Raw genomic sequence first — 19,560 nt, forward strand, 5'->3', positions numbered from 1 at the left:
AAATATGATAGAGTTATTCATGTTTTGGCGCTGGGCCAAACCGCGGTTCGTAACCATCCCGCGTAATCAAAACTAGGAAGGCAGTGTATGTATTCATGTTTAATTTGGTTTGGGGAGCGTTATTCGTTCTCGTGACGTATGGATTTTTTCTTCTATGTTATCGTCTGTTCGGCAAAAAAGGTCTGTATGCCTGGATCGGTGTCGCCACGGTCATTGCCAACATTCAGGTAACCAAAACGATAGACATTATGGGGATTGTCTTGACGCTGGGTAACACGATGTACGTCAGCATGTATCTGACCAGTGACCTTCTCAATGAGAAGTACGGGGCGGGTGAGGCACGGAAGGCGGTATGGTTTGGATTTTTCACTTTGATCATGACAACCGTTCTGATGCAGATGGTGTTATTCTTTAATGCGGCACCGACGGACTTTGCACAAGAATCCATGGAAAAATTATTCGGACTGTTGCCACGCCTGGCACTCGGCAGTCTGTCTGCATATTTCATCAGTCAGTTTCTGGATGTGCGTTTGTTCAGTTGGCTACGCAAAATCGCACCAGGACGTAATCAGCTCTGGATTCGAACGAACGGTAGCTCGATTATCAGTTCCTTTGTGGATACGCTCGTCTTCTGCACGGTTGCCTTTGTGTTTATCTATCCATGGGATGTGTGGCTGGAAATTTTCCTGACGACCTACCTGATCAAGTTTGTGCTGACTGCGGTAGGAACACCGTTTTTGTATGCCGCGCGTAACTTTAAATTTGAAGATGAGGCGTATGAATCAAACAAGGCGTCGAACTGAGTCGTGTAACATTTGATGGTTGAAATAGGATTGCCACTTCAAATCCCTCTGCGGAGCCAGTTGCAATATGACGCTGCAGGGGGATAATTTATAGAGATTTGTTTCCTGATATTATACGTCTACGATAAGGGGGATTGAGCATGTATTCCACACTGCGTTACAAACTGGAGAGCAATGGCACAACCTACGACAACGAGAGTCTTAATGCCTCGGTATTTGTGGACTTGATTACGGATCTGGAATTGCATGATTTTGTCGTTCTGCAACCGTCAGAACGGGTAGAGGGAAGTATGTATTTGCAGGCTGCTTCGCTTGAGGAACCAGGTCAAATGGTGGTAGAGACCCGTTTGCAGGAAGGTGAAAGCGGATTTCGGCATTACAGTTACACCACGGCAGATACAACCAAGGTGATTCAGTGGTTTTTGGATTACTGGGGGAAACAGGAGTTGCCTGAACTGGAGGATTGGCAGGATATAACCCATGAAATGGGCTAACGAAGATGGATTAAGCAGTCAGTACAAATGTACGCCTTTTGTAGAGTAGCCCTCTAATCGATATGAATCAGACGCGACGTATGTGAGACCTAAGGGACGTTGATACGCGTCGCATGTTAAAATCCCGCAAGCCATGTTGTCATGGGCTGCGGGATTTTTTGTGTTAATCGCGGTTGAAGTTGTCGTGTTCTGCAAGCACTGACTTACTTACTTGCAGTTTAGTCCATCAGGATTTGCAGTTCTTTGGGATACGTTGTGAGCACCTCAATGCCTGTCTCGGTTACAAGTACATCGTCTTCGATGCGCACACCGCCTGCTGCGGTGTAAATACCGGGTTCAATGGTAAACACGGTTCCGGCCTGAAGCACGTCCATGTTCTCTCCATGCAGGGATGGATATTCGTGTACATCAATGCCGAGTCCATGCCCGACACGGTGCATAAAACGCTCACCGTATCCCGCGTCAATCGTTACCTGACGAGCAGCGTGGTCAACAGATGCACAGGTAATGCCCGGCTTAACCACCTGAATAGCGGCTTCGTTGGCGGCGAGTACGGTATCATAGATGGTCCGCAATTCCGGTGAGATATCTCCAAAGGCAAAAGTACGCGTAATGTCTGACGCATATCCTCCAGCGTACACACCCATATCAAACATAAGCAAATCCCCGTGCTGCAGTTTGCGATCTCCAGGCGTGCCATGCGGTAGCCCGGTTTTGGGTCCGGTCAGCACCATGGTGTCAAAGGAGGGACCATCGGCACCGAGTTTTTTCATCTGATATTCCATCTCGGCGACCAGCTCGATCTCCGTCACACCTGCACGTACATGGGTGAGACCTTGGCGTAGTGTTTCTTCAATTAAGAAGATGGCATGGCGAATACGAGTGACTTCTTCCGGTGTTTTGTTCACACGCAGTGCGCGTAGCAACGAACCAACATCTTCAAAGCTTGCACCGCCGAGAGCGGAGTTCAGTTGCTCGTAACGAGAGACGGTGACGTATTCTTTTTCCAAACCTACCCGGCCCAGCCGTCCTTGATATCGGTCAAACAGCGCATAGGGATTATCCGTGTCCGAATGTGTCGCAATGTTGGATACAGAAGAAGCTGCGGCTGCGGCATCGGCGTCCAGTGCAGGCACGATCAGCAAAGGATCTTCGCCGCGTGCCAGCATCAGGCCCATAAAACGTTCATGCGGATTGCTTGCATATCCCGTCAGATAATAAATATGTTTTGGATCTGTGATGAGCATGGCGTCGAGCCCTTGCTTGGACAGATCGGCTTCCAGTCTGGATAAAGGAGTTTGATTCATAGTAGATATATCCACCTTTCATATGTACGCTCTTTTAAATACACCGTGTTTTCTTAACATTATAGCGTCTGCTCCTTCTATTATAGAAGATGTTGAATAAATTCTAAACCGGCAGCGATTTTTAAGCCAAGGAATGCCTGTTTTTACCGTTTAGGGGAAGAGTGGCAAGGGTAATACAGGGCGAAACCGCTTTACAGGTGGGACGTTGGCTGAAGGAAGAGACGTAGATATACTAGACATATAGAGACTTGTAACACAAATGAGCGATACAGGCATACAACACGAGACTCACACAGACACACTCGCGAGACGCAGCACAGACACCACACAGACACCACACAGACACAACATAGGCTTGCCATACATTCAGAAGACATAGAGACACAGACCAATCGGCAGGCAGACACATGAATCCAAGACTCACGCATAAGACGCGTCACGACTTCAGGCAACATACGAAAATGAGGGAGAGAAGCTGATCCGCTTTTTATACTCAATTCAATGAAGCTGAAAGGGGAGTTTAATTCGTCATGAACAATCGATTAACTGTGCCGCTGTATGCCTCATTGCTTAGCATGGCTTTGTTAACCGCATCCTGTGCTCCCGGCACACCGACGTCAGATTCGCAACGGTTGTCTCAAGGAGAGGGAGCTGGTCAGGGGCAGACGGCAACCGGAGGCAACACTGAAACAGGCACCGGAGAGCGTGAAGAGCAAGGGAGTGCGGTCGTTCCCTATCAGACTTCTGTTCTGGTGGAGGGATTGAATGCACCTTGGGAGATCGTAACGGTTGCAGATGGGCGGATGTTTGTTAGCGAGCGTCCGGGCGTGATCCGAGTCATTACGAATGGAAAGCTGGAATCTGAGCCGCTGATTGAATTCGAGGCACCTTTTAATGAAGAAGGTGAAGGCGGACTACTTGGGCTGGAGGCAGATCCGGACTTTGAGAGCAACGGTTATCTCTATGTGTACCACTCGTATCTGGACGGACAAGATATTGCCAATCGCGTGCTACGCCTGAAGGTGGCGGATGGAAAAGCGGTGATCGACAAGGAACTGCTATCGGGCATTCCGGGCGGGGTGAATCACAACGGCGGACGAATCAAGATCGGCCCGGATCAGCTGATGTATATCACTGCAGGCGAGCGTTATGAACCGGAATTGGCACAGAACCGGGATAGCCTTGGTGGAAAAATAATGCGTATCGGTCTCGATGGGTCGATCCCGTCAGATAACCCTTGGCCGAATTCACCCGTATATAGTCTGGGGCATCGGAACGCTCAAGGGCTCGCATGGAATCCGGATAACGGGTATCTCTATGCGACCGAACACGGTCAGCGCAATCATGACGAGATTAACCGGATTGTTGCCGGGGAGAACTATGGCTGGCCCGAAGTAGAAGGCGACGACGATGATAACGGAACCTATCAGTCTCCGCTGGCACATAGCGGGAATGATACCTGGGCGCCTTCGGGTGTAGCCTTCATTACGGAAGGCCCGTGGGCGGGTTCATTAGTGGCTGCGAATCTGAGAGGGGAGCAGCTCCTTCGTGTTATATTGTCCGAAGACGGTACAAAGGTCGAGCAGGTGGTCCCTTTTTTCGAAGATGAATGGGGTCGTATACGTAATGTCACCGCCGGTGAAGACGGTAAGCTGTATGTGCTAACGAACAATCGCGATGGCCGCGGCTCGCCACGTGACGGGGATGATAAGCTGATCGTGCTTACTCCGGAAGGGTAGCGGTTATTCAGCCGGATTGGTTGGTAGATTGGTAGATCGGGAAATGAGAGTGCAGGTAGAGGGAGTACAGAGGAAATGAGGGAACGTGCATAATTGGAAGTTAAGAAGTTAAGAAGTTAAGAAGTTAAGAAGTTAAGAAGTTAAGAAGTTAAGAAGTTAAGAAGTTAAGAAGTTAAGAAGTTAAGAAGTTAAGAAGTTAGGAAGTTAGGAAGTTAGGAAGTTAGGAAGTTAGGAGAAAGGAGAAAGGAGTAAGGAATAAGGGAGTAAAGGGTAAGGAGTTAGACGTCACAGGGGGACGGGGAAAGGCTGAGGTTTTGCAGACTGCTAAACGCGGTGTAAGGGTACTCGCTCCGACTTTTATTCTAACGATCACAGACGAGCTTATTCGGCGGTTTTTGAGGGTTTGAGAATTCTAACGATCCCCACAGACGCTATTTTGCTGAAAATGCGCACAATAGGGGCGAATCATCACTAATCAGAGTAAATAAGCTCTCTGGTGATCGTTAGAAAATAAAACGTGGCGAATCAGGCCCAATAATGCTTCTGGTGATCGTTAGAATTTTGCGGACTCGGAGCATTGAGTAGCTAGAAGGTAAATACTCATCCAATGGTAGATACGCGATCGCTGGCAGGTGGAGGGCTCCGCGTATTCGCTCGATATTGCTCTGCTTTGTTAGTTTACAGACGCATCCATCGCGATATAAGTCAAAAAAAGCTGTCCCCGCCAGTATACAGACGAGGAACAGCTTTTGAATTACAGGCAATCTAGTTATGGAATTTAGTTAGAGCTACGAGGGAAAGCATAAACCAGCTTCAGAGTCTGTCTACCCATGTACACGGTGAGAAGGATTTATGTGACTCCAATGCTATTTGTTGTTATCCGCCCAATATTTATAAGCTTTAACCTCCAGAGCGTCGCGTGCACAAACTGTAATCTTACACCTAAGCTTCGGAATTCTCAGCCAGTTCGGCGATGCGCTTTGCAGGCTCCTTTGTATATTCTCCGCCATGGTAGCAGAGAACTTTATCTACGTTCAGGCCGGTCAATTTCTTCAGACTGCGAAGTGCTTCGGGCATGTCTGGCGTTGCTGGTGGTGCTGGGCCGACCAGTTCATCGTCAACGACGCGCAGTTCATCGGCAGCAAGCAGGAACTGTTGCTCGCTAAAATAAAAACACAGATGGCCTGGCGTATGTCCTGGTGTATGAATGACTTGTGTTCCGCCTTGGAGCGGAAGGATTTCGCCGTCCGCAAGTGTTCTGCTGATGTTGATCTCAGGTAGTTGCATCAACAATTGATCTGCCAGAGCAAGTACAGGAGCAGGTAGCATGGCGCGGCGTTCCGGCGTGAATTTGATCAGAGGTTTTGCACCTGTCAAATAAGGAATTTCATCTGCATGAGCCCAAACTTCAAGGTCTGGAATAGCATCCAGCAGAGCACCGAGATTACCTATATGATCGATATCCTGATGTGTGACAATCACACGTTTAATCTCGGAGAGAGGGACGTTCAACTCTTCGAGCGTAGATTGTAACTCGGCAAATTGGCCGATCATGCCCGTGTCTACTAATGTGTATCCGTCCTCGTCATGAAGAAGCACAGGATGAATAGGGCTGTTGCCCGTAGGGGCTGGTATGTTGAGTGTTAGCACTGTGATGGATGGTATAGGTTGGCTCATAAAATATCCGGATATGTGTCCGGAGCACCTCCTTATATGGTTTTATTTTTAATAATGGACAGTAAACTCGGCTTATACCTTGTACCTTGTACCTTGTTTATTTCCCCATTTTGCATCAAGAAACGCGTAAGTAATTACTTCATTATTTAATCACGTAATCACGTACTTACTCCTTATTCTGAACGTTCGGTTCATAGCTCAGATGTTTCCTGTATTTTTTCACCGCATGTAAAATCGTTTCGAACGTTTCTTCCTCGTTGCTACCGTCCTTCACAATGGCTGCGAACGAGAAGTTCTCGTGAATCAGTCTGTTCCTTGTCTGGAACGCCTGATGGAGCGCTGTGCTGCATGGCTCTTTGCCGGCTTTCAAGGCAATATGTTGCTTGCCCAGTTCGGACTCCAGCATCTCCATGTTGGAGCGTGCCCGGTAAGCAGGAGTTTTCATGAGCTGGGTCGAATTAAACTTTTTCTGATACGTACGTTTGTAAAGCTGTAATAACATCTGTTCCATAATAGAGCATAACTCCACAGTTAGCGATGCGTATCTCCGGTTTTTGCGTTTGCGGGTAAGCTCGCTTGACTGTTCTTCGTGTAGCCATTCGTATTCTTCATATATTGAGGAATCGTCATGGTTCAGAATATCACGATATTCCTGTTCCAGCAGTTTGATCTCAAGCTTGGCGAGTTTCTTGACGTGTTTGAAATCCTCTTGGGTTAGCATACGACTTGTCCTCCCATGGGTACCGAGATGTGTATGGAGCATGATCTAATCATGAATGTTGCTGATCAGGTGATCGCTTCATTATCTCATATTCTGGAACATAATGCCTTAGCGTCAAAATAATTTACGGAACCTCCGGTTCAGAAGGGAAGGACACCTCATGTCCATTCAGACAGCCATCGTTACAGGAGCCAACTCGGGTATGGGGCTGGCAACCACCATTGAACTTGCAAAACAAGGGTATCACGTCATTATGGCTTGCCGCAGCGAAAAGCGAGGACAAGAGGCACTTGAACAAGCCTTGCGCCAGTCCGGATCTAACAGTATCGAATTGATGCTGTGTGATCTCGGTTCGCTGGACAGCATCCGCCAGTTTGCACGCAAGTACCGCGAGCGCTATGATCACCTGGATGTACTGGTGAATAATGCAGGGGTCGTGATGGTGAAGCGCAAAGAAACGTCGGATGGCTTCGAGCAAAGCATTGGCATTAATCACCTGGGTCACTTTTTGCTTACGTTGCTTCTCATTGAACCACTGAAAGCGGCTAAACAGGGCCGAATTGTAAATGTATCGTCTGGAGCATACAAAGCCGGTAAGATTCATTTTGATGATCCACATTTGCGAAAAGGCTATAACCCGATCAAAAGTTACGCCCAATCCAAGCTGGCTAACGTATTTTTTACACGGGCGCTTGCTCGTAAACTCGCGGGAACTTCCGTTACGGCGAACTGTTTACATCCAGGTGCAGTAGGAACCAGCATCGGAGTGGATCGCAATACCGGATTCGGCACCCGCATTATGGCACTTGCGGCCAAGCTGCCTTTTTTCCTGACACCGGAGGAAGGGGCACGGACAGCGATCTACTTGGCGACAAGTCCAGATGTCACTGGAGTGACTGGGCGGTATTTCTATCAGCAGAAGGAGCAACGCTTGAAAGACCATGCTTTGGATGATGCGGCCGCCGAGCAGTTATGGACGTGGAGCGAAGATCAAGTTGGTTTGCAACCTGAAGAGAGGTTATAACCTCTCTTATAACTGTCTGAGCACAATCTTATTCATCACCGCGTGCTGAAGCATCTGGACAAAAGCATCGATGTGTTGCATGCCTTGATCTCCCTGACCGTATGCACGGACAGAGGCGGATGAGGCATTTTTCTCTTGTTCACCAAGTACGAGCGAATAAGGGACCTTTTCCATCTGTGCTTCCCGAATCTTGTAACCAAGCTTCTCATTGCGTAAATCTGTTTCTACACGGATACCTGCTGCCCGCAACTGGCTCTGCACCTCAAGTGCATAGTCGGCATAATGATCCGATACCGGAATCAGCTTGACCTGTACAGGAGCCAGCCAGAGTGGGAACGCACCTGCATAGTGCTCAGTCAAAATGCCGATGAAACGGTCAATGGAGCCATAAATAGCTCTATGAATCACGACTGGGCGATGTTTAAGACCCCCTTCACCGATATAAGTAAGATCGAATTTCTCCGGCATCTGAAAATCAAGCTGGATCGTTCCGCACTGCCAGCTTCGCTTCAGCGCATCAAGAATATGAAAATCAATCTTCGGCCCGTAAAAGGCGCCGTCGCCTTCGTTAATGCGATATTCCACACCGCGGGCGTCTAAGACATTCCGTAACGCCTGTTCCGCCTGATCCCACAATTCTTCGGAGCCCATGGAATCTTCGGGGCGTGTGGAGAGCTCGATTTTATAATCGAATCCAAAAATGTCGTACATCCGTCCAATCAGGGAGATCGCCCGGTTAATCTCGTCTTCGATCTGTTCAGGCATCACATAGAGATGGGCATCGTCCTGACAGAACGTCCGCACGCGCATCATGCCATTCAGTGCTCCTGAAAATTCATGACGGTGAACCTGACCGAATTCCATTATGCGAATCGGCAATTCGCGATAGGAATGCAGTGTGTTTTTAAAAATCAGCATATGTCCGGGGCAATTCATCGGTTTTAAGGCAAAAGTAGCGTCATCCACGTCCGCAAAGTACATGTTATCCTTGTAGTGCTCCCAGTGACCCGACTGTTCCCACAGGCGGTTGTTCATCATCAGCGGAGTACGAACCTCCTGATATCCTTCCTGAAGTTGTAACTCCCGTGAAAATTGCTCCAACGCTGTACGAACAGTCATGCCTTTGGGCAGATAGAAGGGCATGCCAGGGGCTTCCTCAGAGAACATAAACAGCTCCAGCTCTTTGCCGAGCTTGCGGTGATCCCGCTTTTTCGCCTCTTCCAGCATGTGAAGGTGTTCCTGCAACCGGGCTTTGTTTGGAAAAGCAGTGCCATAGATGCGTTGCATCATTTTGTTGTCGGAATTTCCGCGCCAGTAGGCCCCTGCCACATGCAGCAGTTTAAATGCTTTGATAAGGCCAGTGGATGGAAGATGAGGGCCGCGGCACAAGTCGAAAAACTCACCCTGCTCATAAATTGAAAGTTCGGCGTCTTCCGGCAGATCACGGATAAGCTCCAATTTGTAAGGGTCTTGGATGGCTTCGAATATGTCCAAAGCTTGCCCACGGCTAACCACCTTGCGGTGGATTGGAAGATTTTCCTGAATAATCTTGTTCATTTCCCGCTCGATGGCTTCCAGATCACTAATGGACAGGGACTGCTCCAGATCAATATCATAGTAAAATCCATCTTCAATGACCGGTCCAATCCCCAGCTTCACGTGGTCCGCGCCATACAAACGTTTCAGTGCCTGTGCCAGCACATGTGCTGTGCTATGACGATACCTCTGCAGACCTTCCTCGCTATCCAGTGTAACGATGATGAGTTCGCAGTCCTGCTCCAGTTTTTCGCTCAGATCGACATTCTGTCCATTCACGATCCCGCCGATCGCCTGTTTGCCAAGACTTGTGCTGATTGAAGAGGCAACTTCGCCGACAGTGATGCCTGCTTTGTAACTACGTGCAGCACCACCCTGCAACCGGACTGCAATCCCTTCTTCAATCAACGAATCCGATGCTGCTACGTGCGGGTCATCCAAGAATTTTTGGTTGTTTTCAAACGCCTGTTGTTTATTTTGACTCATGTGAACCACTCTCCTGTATTTTGTGTTGGAAGCGCAAAAAACACCCGTCCCGGAGAAGGGACGAGTGCGCTTGGCTCGTGGTTCCACCCTAATTTGGTTATGTTGCATTCTGCTCTCGGCCAGCCGCCGCAAACAGAACCATCATAACCCTCATTGGAATCCGTTAACGGGGATCAGGCGGTGAACTCTACTGACCGTACATGTAACCATCTTGCAAGATCATCGATTGAAATCATTTATTTAGATGATCCACGCATTATCTGTACATTGTCGGAGGTTCGAGACCACGGCTACAGAGGGGTAACCTGGATTCGTTCGCTGAAGAAGGTTTCACCAATCCCTTCTCTCTCTGGGCAGCACGCAATCCAAATCATGTCTCTGGTCATCGCTAAATATGAAGGATGCAACGAACTGAATAACACAAGTCAATTTCAGATACGTTGATCCTGTAGTATGCAGAATTTATTTTGATAAAGGGAACAGGTGTTACTTGAGAGTCGATTATATAGACTGAAAATGGAAAGGTCAAGTGGAATGTTCGAATGCGGGCTAGCCCGTTTCTTTTGCGCTTTGCATCCAGATCAATCGAATCGTTGTTCCTTCGCCAGGTGTAGATGACACTTCAATTCGACCTTTCATTGCCTCGATTAAGCCTCTCGTAACCGCCATGCCAAGTCCTGATCCCACGTCACTCGTTCCCGTATCCGTACCACGGTAATAGCGTTCAAATAGCTTCCACACGGTCTCCGGACTCATGCCTCGCCCATTATCGGCAAACTCGATTGTAAATTCACCGTCACGTTCACCGGCTTCTACACGAACAACGAGAACAGACTCGGGTGGGTTGTGCAGCAGAGCATTAGCGGTGAGATTATCAACAATCCGTTCAAAAGAAGGAACGTGTACTAGACCATAGACAGGTGTGTCTGCAGATTGAAAAACAATACGTCCTTCACCGTACGCAGGGTTGCGCTCGGCTCGCTGCACCATATCACGAAGTAGCGTATTTACGTCAGTTCGTTCAACCTCAGGTTGATATCCTCCGCTCCGCAGCCGATAGGTCATCGCAAGATCATTCACAAGTCTGTCCATATACATGGATTTGTCGATCATGATGCCTGCGAATTCTCGAACTTCATCAGTCGTCCAGGTGTATTTGTCCGTTTCCAGCATATGCGCGTATCCCTGAATGGAGGAAAGAGGTGTCTTGAGGTCGTGTGTGATGCCAGCAATCCATTCCTCTCGAAGGGAATCCGTTTGTTTCCGTAGTTCCTCATCCTGCTTGAGTGTATGGGACAAAGCTTGCATGGAGTGAAGTACATCGCCATACACATGATATTTACGCTTCCATTTTCCATTGCGGCGTTGGCTCCGCGGAATACCTGATGCTCCGGTTGGTTCCTCATATTGCCCTTGCTCGAGTCGCTGCAACCACTGGAGCATGTGCAGCATCGGGGCGCCGAATCGATTAGCGTACCATAAGGCAAGTAAAATCAGCAGCGCAATGATGGACAAGATCAAGACGATGAGCGCAGGTTCAAGAATAAAAGCGTACGGATTCTGTTTCTCAACGACAGTTGAATCCATCCGTACACTTACCATCCAGGTCGTTTCGTTTTGGTTATCGTACCATGTGGTGACCGATATACCTGAGCGATTCGGGTAACGGACCTGAAGAACGAGATCCTGAATACTGTATTGGCTGGGCACGCCTACGGCCGGCTTGTTATAAGAGTCGATTTCTTTTCCATAGGGATCAAGGATCTGAATGTAGCCATCTGCTTTGCGAATCGTTTCTTGCTCCGCTGGTTTCACAGTCAGTTTGCCCTTCTCATACGACAGCTTTGGACGGATTTCATCAAGTAAGGATTTGGCCGCATTTCGCTCTCCGTATAATAACGTAAAATTTTTCCCGTCCTTTTCCCGGATCAGCATAGATAGCTGGTAGGGAAATGGTTTATTAGCTTCCCAGTAGGCGATCAATTCTCCTGGTTTGTAGTGGTCTGGTACATCGGAAGGGACATGATAATCGTCGATGACATAGCCCTTTTCATCTAGAACCTGAAGCCAGCCATGATTTTTATCCACTTGCTTGAGCAGATCGGGATCGTATCGTATCGTGTTATCCGGCATGATCTCCGCTGAATTAATGAGTTGATCCAAGCCGTTAACTGCAAAGTCATCTACAATATTCACTTCATTCACTTTATGCAAAACCCAGATGGTAGCAAGTGATCCTAGCAAAATAATCAGAATCACGGTGCCAGTTAGCATACCGATGAATCGAGTCAATAACTTGCGGCGAATACTCATGACCGTGACAGGTTGTTAGGCTGGATCAGTTTGTACCCCAAGCCGCGCACATTAACGAGAAATGCCGGATTGGAAGGGTCCGCTTCAATGCGTTCCCGAATGCGATGGATATGCACCATAACCGTGTTGTCGTCGCTAATTGCCTCTGAGCCCCACACGCGTTCGTACAGTTCAGACTTGGTGAAGATTCGGTTCGGATGTTTGCAAAAAAAGAGCAGCAGCTGGAACACCAGTGCCGGACAGGTTACAGCCTGCCCCTGAACGCGGAGTTCTCCTGCCAGTTCAAATACCTGAAATCGTCCAAAATCATATAGACCTTGCGAAAGGTCGTTAGATGGCGTATTTACGTGTGATGAGCCATTTTGTTGTTGCTGTTGAAAAGCTGTCGCCTTGGAAGGCAAATAACGATTCAGCAACGATTTGATTCTTGCAACGACTTCCAGCGGGTTGAACGGTTTGACGACATAATCATCGCCGCCAACCGCAAATCCGGTCAGTTTGTCATAGTCCGTTGTTTTGGCGGTTAGAAACAGAATAGGGGCGTCCGTGACCTGCCGTATAAAAGGACAGATTTCCAAGCCGCTTTTCCCTGGAAGCATAATATCAAGCACGATGCAATGATACGTTTTGTTGCTGCATGCTTCGAGCGCGGCTTCACCTGTAGTTACCGTATCGATATCGAGAAACTGCTCTTTGAGCAGTACGGTTTTGAGCATATGTAGAATCGCTTGTTCATCATCCACAAGCAGTAGTGAGACATGATCCATGATGTAATGCTGACCTCCTCTTAACTCACTTTCTTGTATATTGCCCATCATAACATTCTTGAGACCAATTGGAAGATAGGTTGCCTTAACAGAAGCTTAATTATGAAGCTTAAAGTAAGGCGATAGTTTAACTAGATGTAAGTGAAGGTTAGACCAACCATAAGACTCATGATGTAGATTTGACGTAAGCAAGAAAAGATAAAGAGAAAGGGTGTTGAATAATGAATAAGAAATGGAAACTGCTTCTCCTAACCGTGACGGCATTTGCTGTACTCTCTGCTTGTACAAGTAACAAAATTACCTCCGATGAAGCAGAGCAGGCCGAAAAGCAAGCTGCAGAACAGGTGGCGGATCAAGAGGGTAACGATGATACTTCGGGCAATGAACAAAATACGGGTTCGACAGATCAACAGGTAACACCCGACAATCTCTTGGATACATTGACGAAGGGTTCCAAAGATGCGATTTATAATCAGTTTACTCCTGAGATGAAGCAAGCCGTGTCCTTGGAGGATTTCAAGGCGTCTGCTGACAGCTTTTTGAAAGGAGCGAAGTCGTGGAAGCAGGTGGTGGATGCCGAGATGAATGGTTTGACGGAACATGCGTGGATAGACGATACAGGAGCTAAGGGCATCCTCGCCTATTTTACAGAAGATCATCAGATTGCCGGATTAAATATTACTCAACTGGAATCTCATTCGGATACAGATAACAAGCTGACCAAGACCGAGTTTCGGTTCCCGATGAAAGGAGAGATGTATGTTTTCTGGGGAGGCCATAGTGTTCTGGAAAATTATCATTACGAGCATGAAACACAGCGCTATGCACTCGATATTGTTCAGACGAAAGACGGGGCGAGTTATCAGGGCGATGCCAAGGTTAATGCCAACTATTATGCGTTTGGTCAACCTCTCTATGCTGCTGCGGACGGTACGGTAGTGGAGATCAAAAACGATATCGAGGATAACGTACCTGGCGTAATGAATCCGGAAGAACCGGCGGGGAACTATGTCGTGATTGATCATGGCAATAAAGAATACAGTATCACGGGTCATATCAAAAAAGGCAGTGTTGCGGTGAAAAAAGGGGATAAAGTCAGGCAGGGGGATCATATCGGGGATTTAGGTAATTCGGGCAACTCCAGTGAAGCTCATTTGCACTTTCAGGTATCCGATGGGCCAGATCTGTTCACCTCACGTTCACTAAATATTCGCTGGGCCGATCAGAGCCAGGAGTTGACACGGGGCAATACCGTTCAGGGACTGCCGGAGTAAGCAGGTCAGGCGAAAAATAGTTTAAAGGTAATACTTGTTGTCGAGGTATGGATATTCTACATGCTGTACGCCAGCTTCCTTTTTCCATTATAATAGCGTCTATAATTAATTATAGTCTTGAACTTGGTTGTGAATGAGATTAAAGCTGGATAAGGTGAAAATTTTATTTACACTTTAACGGAGAGGACAGAAAAAACCTGAAAAAGCGGAGCTAAAAGCTTTCTGCAAGAAAGCTACATCGGAAGCATAAGCTTAGCGCCTTTATCACCGGATTTTTCCCTTTGGAAAAGGGAATCAAAAAAATCTGGGGATAACAGTGATTGAAAGGTTATTCTGTCATCGGAGTGGACTGTGTAAATTCTTAGTTCAACTTATAGAGGTCAATGGAGGAATAGGGAATGGCACTGGAAAAGGTACAGATCGAACATGCATGTCTGGAAGACTTGCCGAGAATTGTGGAGATTTATAATTCAACCATCGAGAGCCGCATGGTAACGGCGGATTTGGAACCGGTGACGGTAGAGCAACGCTTGCCATGGTTCAACGAGCATACACCGGATCGTCGTCCGCTGTGGGTAATGAAACGGGATGGACAGGTTATCGCATGGGCCAGTCTGAGTTCGTTTTATGGGCGCCCGGCATACAATGGGACGGTAGAAGTCAGCGTATACGTCGATCAGCAGTGCCGTGGAATTGGGGCCGGTGGGCTGTTGCTGAATACAGTATTCGAGGCTTGTCCTGAGCTGGGAGTCACGACGATTCTAGGATTTGTATTCGGGCATAATGAGCCGAGTCTCGGGTTATTGCGCAAGCATGGCTTCGAACAGTGGGGATTCTATCCTGAAGTGGCCGTGCTGGATGGCATGGATCGGGACCTTGTAATTCTGGGCAAAAAAATTGGAACAGATCATCGTCTGAAAGAGGCGCAGATTTAAATAAAGAAAAACCTCCGTAACCACTATAAGTGGAGTGCGGAGGTTTTTTGCTTCTTTTACAAATCAGGAACCCATTTTACAGTCCCAGTTGCTGCTTGATCTCCCGAATCTGTGCTAGATGACGTTCCTCGTGGTAGCTTGTAAAATCAATCCACTGCTCAAGATCCATCTCACCAAACGCGGGGTGAGGGAACGACTTGCTCCGTAAGAGGGCAACATCATGCTCACGTGCAAACTGTTCCAGTGCTTGATGGGACGCAGCAAGATCGCTGCGAATATCCGCAAGTGGCTCAGGCTCAGTTGGTGGCTGCACATGAGGAGGGGCTTCAACGGATCTGCTGCGGTCCAGAGACATTTCATAAGGCTTTTTCTCAATGGACACATTCTGTCCTTTTTCCAATGCATGACGTGCTTGCTTGGTGATTACATTTTCCATCAGATTTAAATGCCGTAACACTTGCACAATGCTCCACTGTTCCGGGGAAGGTTTCCGGTTTAAATGATCTTCATCCAATCCAGAGATAGCCTCCCAGATTCGGCCTCGTATTTCGTCATTACGTTCGAACATCATGAACATCCTCTCTATAGGTTTATTTCAATAACATGACGGTTTCTATATGTCCAATCGAACATATGGAATCCTGTTTAACCAGCATAAAACACGGAAGGAGTAAATGCGAACTTCAACTACACTACCCCTTGTTAGATGAATTTATGAGAAAAACAAAAAACATACCCTTAAATTGGGTATGCTGAATCGTATATATCGTCGTCGGTAAAACGAAAAAAAGATTGACGGGCATAGCCCGGCAAACTATAATCGGTAACAAGTAACTTGATATGTAAGGAGTCCTGACATGATATGTTAGTAATCGACGAGGTGTATCACCATACAGCATTGCAAATATCATCGTCCGATCTATTGTACCTTATCGAACGGTTGAAGGTCAAAAAAGAAAATGAGATTGAAACGCTCAAGCAGAAAATTGAGCAGTTTGAACAAAAACGAAGAGCTGAGGAAGTGGCCTACCAATCGCTGTCGCCTGTTCGCAAATGGTTTGCGGGGCGCCCGGCTTCTCATCACCAAGCGGTGGAATATATGGTGCAGGTGAAGGAGCGATTCCGCAAGATGGAGCAGATTCGCAGGCGCATCCGTGACCTTGATCTGATCATGGAACGTATTCAGATCGCTACTCATAATCAGCAGGAAGAGATTGAGCTCTCGCCTGAAACGATCCGCGAGATCAGACAGCTTAGTGAAACGGAGGATGTACAGGCATGACTTTGGAAACGTTAAGCTCCGGGATCGACACGGTCTGGGTTGTGCTCAGCGCAGCCATGATTTTGTTGATGGAGGGCGGATTTGCCCTGCTGGAGGCTGGTTTTGTACGTTATAAAAATAGTGTGAATATCATCATGAAAGTTTTTGCGGATATTACGATTGGTACGTTATTGTTTTACGCTATTGGTTTTGGGTTGATGTATGGTTCAGATGCTGGAGGATTTATAGGGGTGACAGGTTTTTTCCTGAATGGTGACCTCTCCCATCTGGACGTCCCGGTATCCTTGGAGACGTTTTGGCTATTCCAAGCCGCGTTCACGATTGCCGTCATTTCAATCGTGTCCGGTGCCGTAGCCGAACGGATCAATTTCCGTGCATACCTGTTATATATCATTCTGATGACGGCAATTATTTATCCGATTGGCGGACACTGGGCTTGGGGTGGAGGCTGGCTAAGTCAGCTGGGCATGCAGGATTTTGCCGGTTCGGCTGTGATTCACGCACTGGGCGGTTTCTCTGCACTGGCGGCTGCCATTATTATCGGGCCCCGTAAAGGGAAATACACGCCGCTTGGTGTAAGTGCCATTGCATTGCCAAGCAATCTGCCGCTGGCTTCGGTAGGGGCTTTCTTGTTATGGTTTGGCTGGTTTGGCTTTAATGCGGGAAGTACATTGAGTGCGACCGATGTTAGAATCGGTCACATAGCCATCGTGACGATGCTGTCCGCTGCTGCGGGTGGCGCGGCTACGCTGCTCTATACCTTGTTCCGCTTTAATCGTTCCGATGCACCGTCCGTCATCAACGGTTCACTTGCTGGACTGGTAGGCATCACGGCAGGCTGTGCATTCGTAGGGGATGTGGCGGCGATATTCATCGGCGCTGTCTCCGGTCTGTTGATGATGGCTGCAACGAACTGGCTGGATCGCATGCGCATTGATGATCCGGTAGGTGCATTTCCGGTTCATGCCGTGTCCGGAATGTGGGGGACTGTTGCGGTAGGTCTGTTCGCTACGGACGGCGGTTTGTTCATGGGCGGCGGCTGGAAGCTGCTTGGCGTTCAGGTGCTGGGTCTGACTGCGTTGGTCGTCTGGGGATTCGCCATGACCTGGTTCGGACTGAAACTCATTGGTAAAGTGGTTCCTGTCCGTTCAACCGAGGAAGAGGAAGACCTCGGTCTGGACATCAGTTATCATGGGGTGATGGCAGCGCACCAGTCGCATGAATTTCTGGATGGCGAGGAGCATATGATTGCTTATCAACAGAAGTCCTCTGATTCAAATCGATAACAAAAGTATATGAAAAGATAGGGGCTGACGAAGGTCAGCCTCTTTTTTACACAGAAAGCAGGGAAAAAAGACAAGGCGGAAGAATATACAGGTGTGAACGTGAATAAGTCTCAGCATAGGTGTAACGTCAAAAAGGGAGGATCTATATGATTAAGCCGGAACAATGTGAACGTCTGACTAGAAAAGCACGTAAAACCCTCGAAGAAGAATACGGTCTCGGTGCTGTTGCCGATCTGGTGCTGGATGCTGGGCGCTGGGGTATTCGCCTGGATGTGTCCACAACGGATGAATATCGCAGAACAGGAAATTCGCGTGTTGGCGGACATCCTGATCTGCCGGATGATCTGGACTGGCCGCTTACGAAGGACGGGGTGCCAATGACTTTTCTGGCCCAGCTGAATATGGTGGATTTGTCTCCGTATACACCGAATGACGGGCGCGGAACGTTGCCGGAGCGGGGCATGTTGTACTTTTTTATTGGCAGTGTGGATGCAGCTTATCCGATTGAACATCGAGTAATCTACGAACCATCTACATATAATCTTGTAAAACGCGAACCGGACGGGGCTACTGCTCTGGGGGGAGAACCTACGATAGCGCATTCGGTTACCGTCTTGCCTAACCTTGAGCTTCCTACATATGCGTACATAGATGCTGCGGCGTTGGATGAACAGGGGAAAGCTTCAGAGGCAGCTTCCGATGCAGAGGGAGCTCCCGAAGGCCGTTGGCTAGACCGTTATCTGGAATTCGAATCAGATTGGAATCACCCAAGCCCGCTGAATTGGGGCGGCATGTTTGGTTACCCCGATGGGCAGCATCCCGATGCAGAACACCGGGCGTTGAGTTATATTGAGCTGGGTGAGGCACATACCGGCAGTGAGCAGGAATGCGTGAAGAAGCTGACCGCGCATTACGATGGAGAAGAAGAGCGCGCGTGGGAGGAATTGTCGGACACGTTGCTGCTATTAAAAATTGATACGCATGATGCTATCGGTTTTCAGTGGTTGGATTGCGGTGAATTACAGTTTTTCATTCGAGGTGCTGACCTGGAGGCTGAGCAATTTGATCATACATGTTGTTCGATTTATTCCAGTTAAGTTGTAATTCGTTTTTATGCACAGGCCAACTGTCATTCCATAAATTAGGTGAATATTTATTCAATAGCTGTAACAAAATGTCCCGAATCCCCGTCTATAGAAGGAGGAGGGACTTTTTTTGTGCGCATATGTTAATCAGAGGCGCCAGCGTGTTTAAATAGTTAAAGGAAGTACATAGGTTGAAATGAGATCATACGTTCTGTATAATGGAATGAAAAGGAAGTGATAGGGTTGATCCAGTCTGTATTCAAACATATCGATACAGCGGTTGCGTCTTTAGTTGATATTTGCGATCAATTAAATGAAGAAGATTTGGACCTGACTCCTATCGAGGGCAAGCGTTCTGTAAAGGAGTTACTTTCCCATCTGGCGCTAGTATGCCGTGCGGATCTGTACATATCCGAAGGGGCTTCGGAGGAAGAGATGAACCAGTTTTACGAAGAGAACAAGATGTGCTCCCTGGACCAGATCAAGTGTGCACTCATAGAGAATCGGAACTTTCTCTACCAGCGGTACATGCGGTTTACGACGGAAGAATTGCTTCACGTAACAGCATCATATTGGGGTGCTTCCTATAGCCGTCTGGAATGGTTGCTTGAAATGATGGGCCATATGTACCATCACAGAGGTCAACTTTATACGATGTTAACCTTGACGGGAAGAGAACCGAAGACGGCGATGTTTGCCTAAACGAATACATATCATAAATACATACGAGGTAAGGGGAAATTGCGTTAATCCGGGTACAAAGGTTTGTGAGCAGGAACTATGCTGATGTTCTTTGGAATGAGCTGGATTGTGGATCATACCTACAATGGG

At 47.8% G+C, this 19,560-nt stretch carries 17 protein-coding genes; 10 read left to right on the forward strand and 7 right to left on the reverse strand.

Features of this window, described 5'->3' with window-relative positions; translation table 11 throughout:
* Positions 1-95 precede the first annotated feature (95 nt).
* Together Q9R46_RS02625 and Q9R46_RS02630 are read left to right on the forward strand one after the other, a co-directional pair.
* A complete protein-coding gene (locus Q9R46_RS02625) occupies positions 96-803 on the forward strand; it encodes a queuosine precursor transporter (RefSeq protein WP_145333458.1) in 708 nt (235 codons plus the stop codon).
* A gap of 140 nt (positions 804-943) precedes the next feature.
* Positions 944-1,297 carry a hypothetical protein gene (locus tag Q9R46_RS02630; protein ID WP_311278841.1) on the forward strand — a complete coding sequence of 118 codons (354 nt, stop codon included), beginning with the start codon at positions 944-946 and terminating at the stop codon, positions 1,295-1,297.
* A 218-nt stretch (positions 1,298-1,515) separates the two neighbouring features.
* On the opposite strand, the gene Q9R46_RS02635 is transcribed toward Q9R46_RS02630, so the two are convergent.
* Positions 1,516-2,604: a M24 family metallopeptidase gene (locus Q9R46_RS02635; RefSeq protein ID WP_311278842.1), complete on the reverse strand. Its 1,089-nt coding sequence runs from the start codon at positions 2,602-2,604 to the stop codon at positions 1,516-1,518.
* 530 nt (positions 2,605-3,134) lie between these two features.
* Between Q9R46_RS02635 and Q9R46_RS02640 the strand changes: the two genes are divergently transcribed.
* A complete protein-coding gene (locus Q9R46_RS02640) occupies positions 3,135-4,343 on the forward strand; it encodes a PQQ-dependent sugar dehydrogenase (RefSeq protein ID WP_311278843.1) in 1,209 nt (402 codons plus the stop codon).
* A gap of 942 nt (positions 4,344-5,285) precedes the next feature.
* Here the strand turns inward: Q9R46_RS02640 and Q9R46_RS02645 are convergent.
* Together Q9R46_RS02645 and Q9R46_RS02650 are read right to left on the reverse strand one after the other, a co-directional pair.
* Positions 5,286-6,020, reverse strand: coding sequence for an MBL fold metallo-hydrolase (locus Q9R46_RS02645; RefSeq protein WP_311278844.1), 735 nt, complete (start codon positions 6,018-6,020; stop codon positions 5,286-5,288).
* A gap of 166 nt (positions 6,021-6,186) precedes the next feature.
* Positions 6,187-6,741, reverse strand: a complete 555-nt coding sequence (locus Q9R46_RS02650; protein ID WP_311278845.1) for a hypothetical protein — start codon at positions 6,739-6,741, stop codon at positions 6,187-6,189.
* A 160-nt stretch (positions 6,742-6,901) separates the two neighbouring features.
* Between Q9R46_RS02650 and Q9R46_RS02655 the strand changes: the two genes are divergently transcribed.
* Positions 6,902-7,765, forward strand: a complete 864-nt coding sequence (locus tag Q9R46_RS02655; RefSeq protein ID WP_311278846.1) for an SDR family oxidoreductase — start codon at positions 6,902-6,904, stop codon at positions 7,763-7,765.
* Between the two features lie 6 nt (positions 7,766-7,771).
* On the opposite strand, the gene thrS is transcribed toward Q9R46_RS02655, so the two are convergent.
* The 3 genes from thrS to Q9R46_RS02670 form a co-directional block, all read right to left on the reverse strand.
* Positions 7,772-9,787, reverse strand: coding sequence for a threonine--tRNA ligase (thrS, locus tag Q9R46_RS02660; RefSeq protein WP_311278847.1), 2,016 nt, complete (start codon positions 9,785-9,787; stop codon positions 7,772-7,774).
* A gap of 549 nt (positions 9,788-10,336) precedes the next feature.
* A complete protein-coding gene (locus tag Q9R46_RS02665) occupies positions 10,337-12,100 on the reverse strand; it encodes a sensor histidine kinase (RefSeq protein ID WP_311278848.1) in 1,764 nt (587 codons plus the stop codon).
* On the reverse strand, positions 12,097-12,867 hold the full coding sequence (locus Q9R46_RS02670) for a response regulator transcription factor (protein WP_311278849.1): 771 nt from the start codon (positions 12,865-12,867) through the stop codon (positions 12,097-12,099). Before Q9R46_RS02670 ends, Q9R46_RS02665 begins: the two co-directional genes overlap by 4 nt.
* A gap of 221 nt (positions 12,868-13,088) precedes the next feature.
* Between Q9R46_RS02670 and Q9R46_RS02675 the strand changes: the two genes are divergently transcribed.
* Together Q9R46_RS02675 and Q9R46_RS02680 are read left to right on the forward strand one after the other, a co-directional pair.
* Positions 13,089-14,141 (forward strand): M23 family metallopeptidase, encoded by a 1,053-nt coding sequence (locus tag Q9R46_RS02675; RefSeq protein WP_311278850.1) that lies wholly within the window; start codon positions 13,089-13,091, stop codon positions 14,139-14,141.
* A 398-nt stretch (positions 14,142-14,539) separates the two neighbouring features.
* Complete coding sequence (locus tag Q9R46_RS02680; protein WP_311278851.1) at positions 14,540-15,076, forward strand: GNAT family N-acetyltransferase; 537 nt, start codon at positions 14,540-14,542, stop codon at positions 15,074-15,076.
* Positions 15,077-15,152: 76 nt separating this feature from the next.
* Here Q9R46_RS02680 and Q9R46_RS02685 read toward each other — a convergent pair whose 3' ends face one another.
* Positions 15,153-15,647 carry a DinB family protein gene (locus Q9R46_RS02685; RefSeq protein ID WP_311278852.1) on the reverse strand — a complete coding sequence of 165 codons (495 nt, stop codon included), beginning with the start codon at positions 15,645-15,647 and terminating at the stop codon, positions 15,153-15,155.
* Positions 15,648-15,938: 291 nt separating this feature from the next.
* On the opposite strand from Q9R46_RS02685, the gene Q9R46_RS02690 reads away from it, so the two are divergent.
* From Q9R46_RS02690 to Q9R46_RS02705, 4 genes are all read left to right on the forward strand, one after another.
* Complete coding sequence (locus Q9R46_RS02690; protein ID WP_311278853.1) at positions 15,939-16,358, forward strand: hypothetical protein; 420 nt, start codon at positions 15,939-15,941, stop codon at positions 16,356-16,358.
* Positions 16,355-17,644, forward strand: coding sequence for an ammonium transporter (locus Q9R46_RS02695; protein WP_311278854.1), 1,290 nt, complete (start codon positions 16,355-16,357; stop codon positions 17,642-17,644). Before Q9R46_RS02690 ends, Q9R46_RS02695 begins: the two co-directional genes overlap by 4 nt.
* Positions 17,645-17,790: 146 nt before the next feature.
* Entirely contained in the window at positions 17,791-18,741 is a 951-nt protein-coding gene (locus Q9R46_RS02700) for a DUF1963 domain-containing protein (RefSeq protein ID WP_311278855.1), read from the forward strand.
* Positions 18,742-18,972: 231 nt separating this feature from the next.
* The gene (locus tag Q9R46_RS02705; protein ID WP_311278856.1) at positions 18,973-19,431 is read left to right on the forward strand and encodes a DinB family protein; all 459 of its coding nucleotides are present in this window, start codon (positions 18,973-18,975) and stop codon (positions 19,429-19,431) included.
* Positions 19,432-19,560: the final 129 nt, after the last annotated feature.

Source organism: Paenibacillus sp. RRE4 (assembly GCF_031844205.1).
Taxonomy (GTDB): Bacteria; Bacillota; Bacilli; order Paenibacillales; family Paenibacillaceae; genus Paenibacillus; species Paenibacillus xylanexedens_B.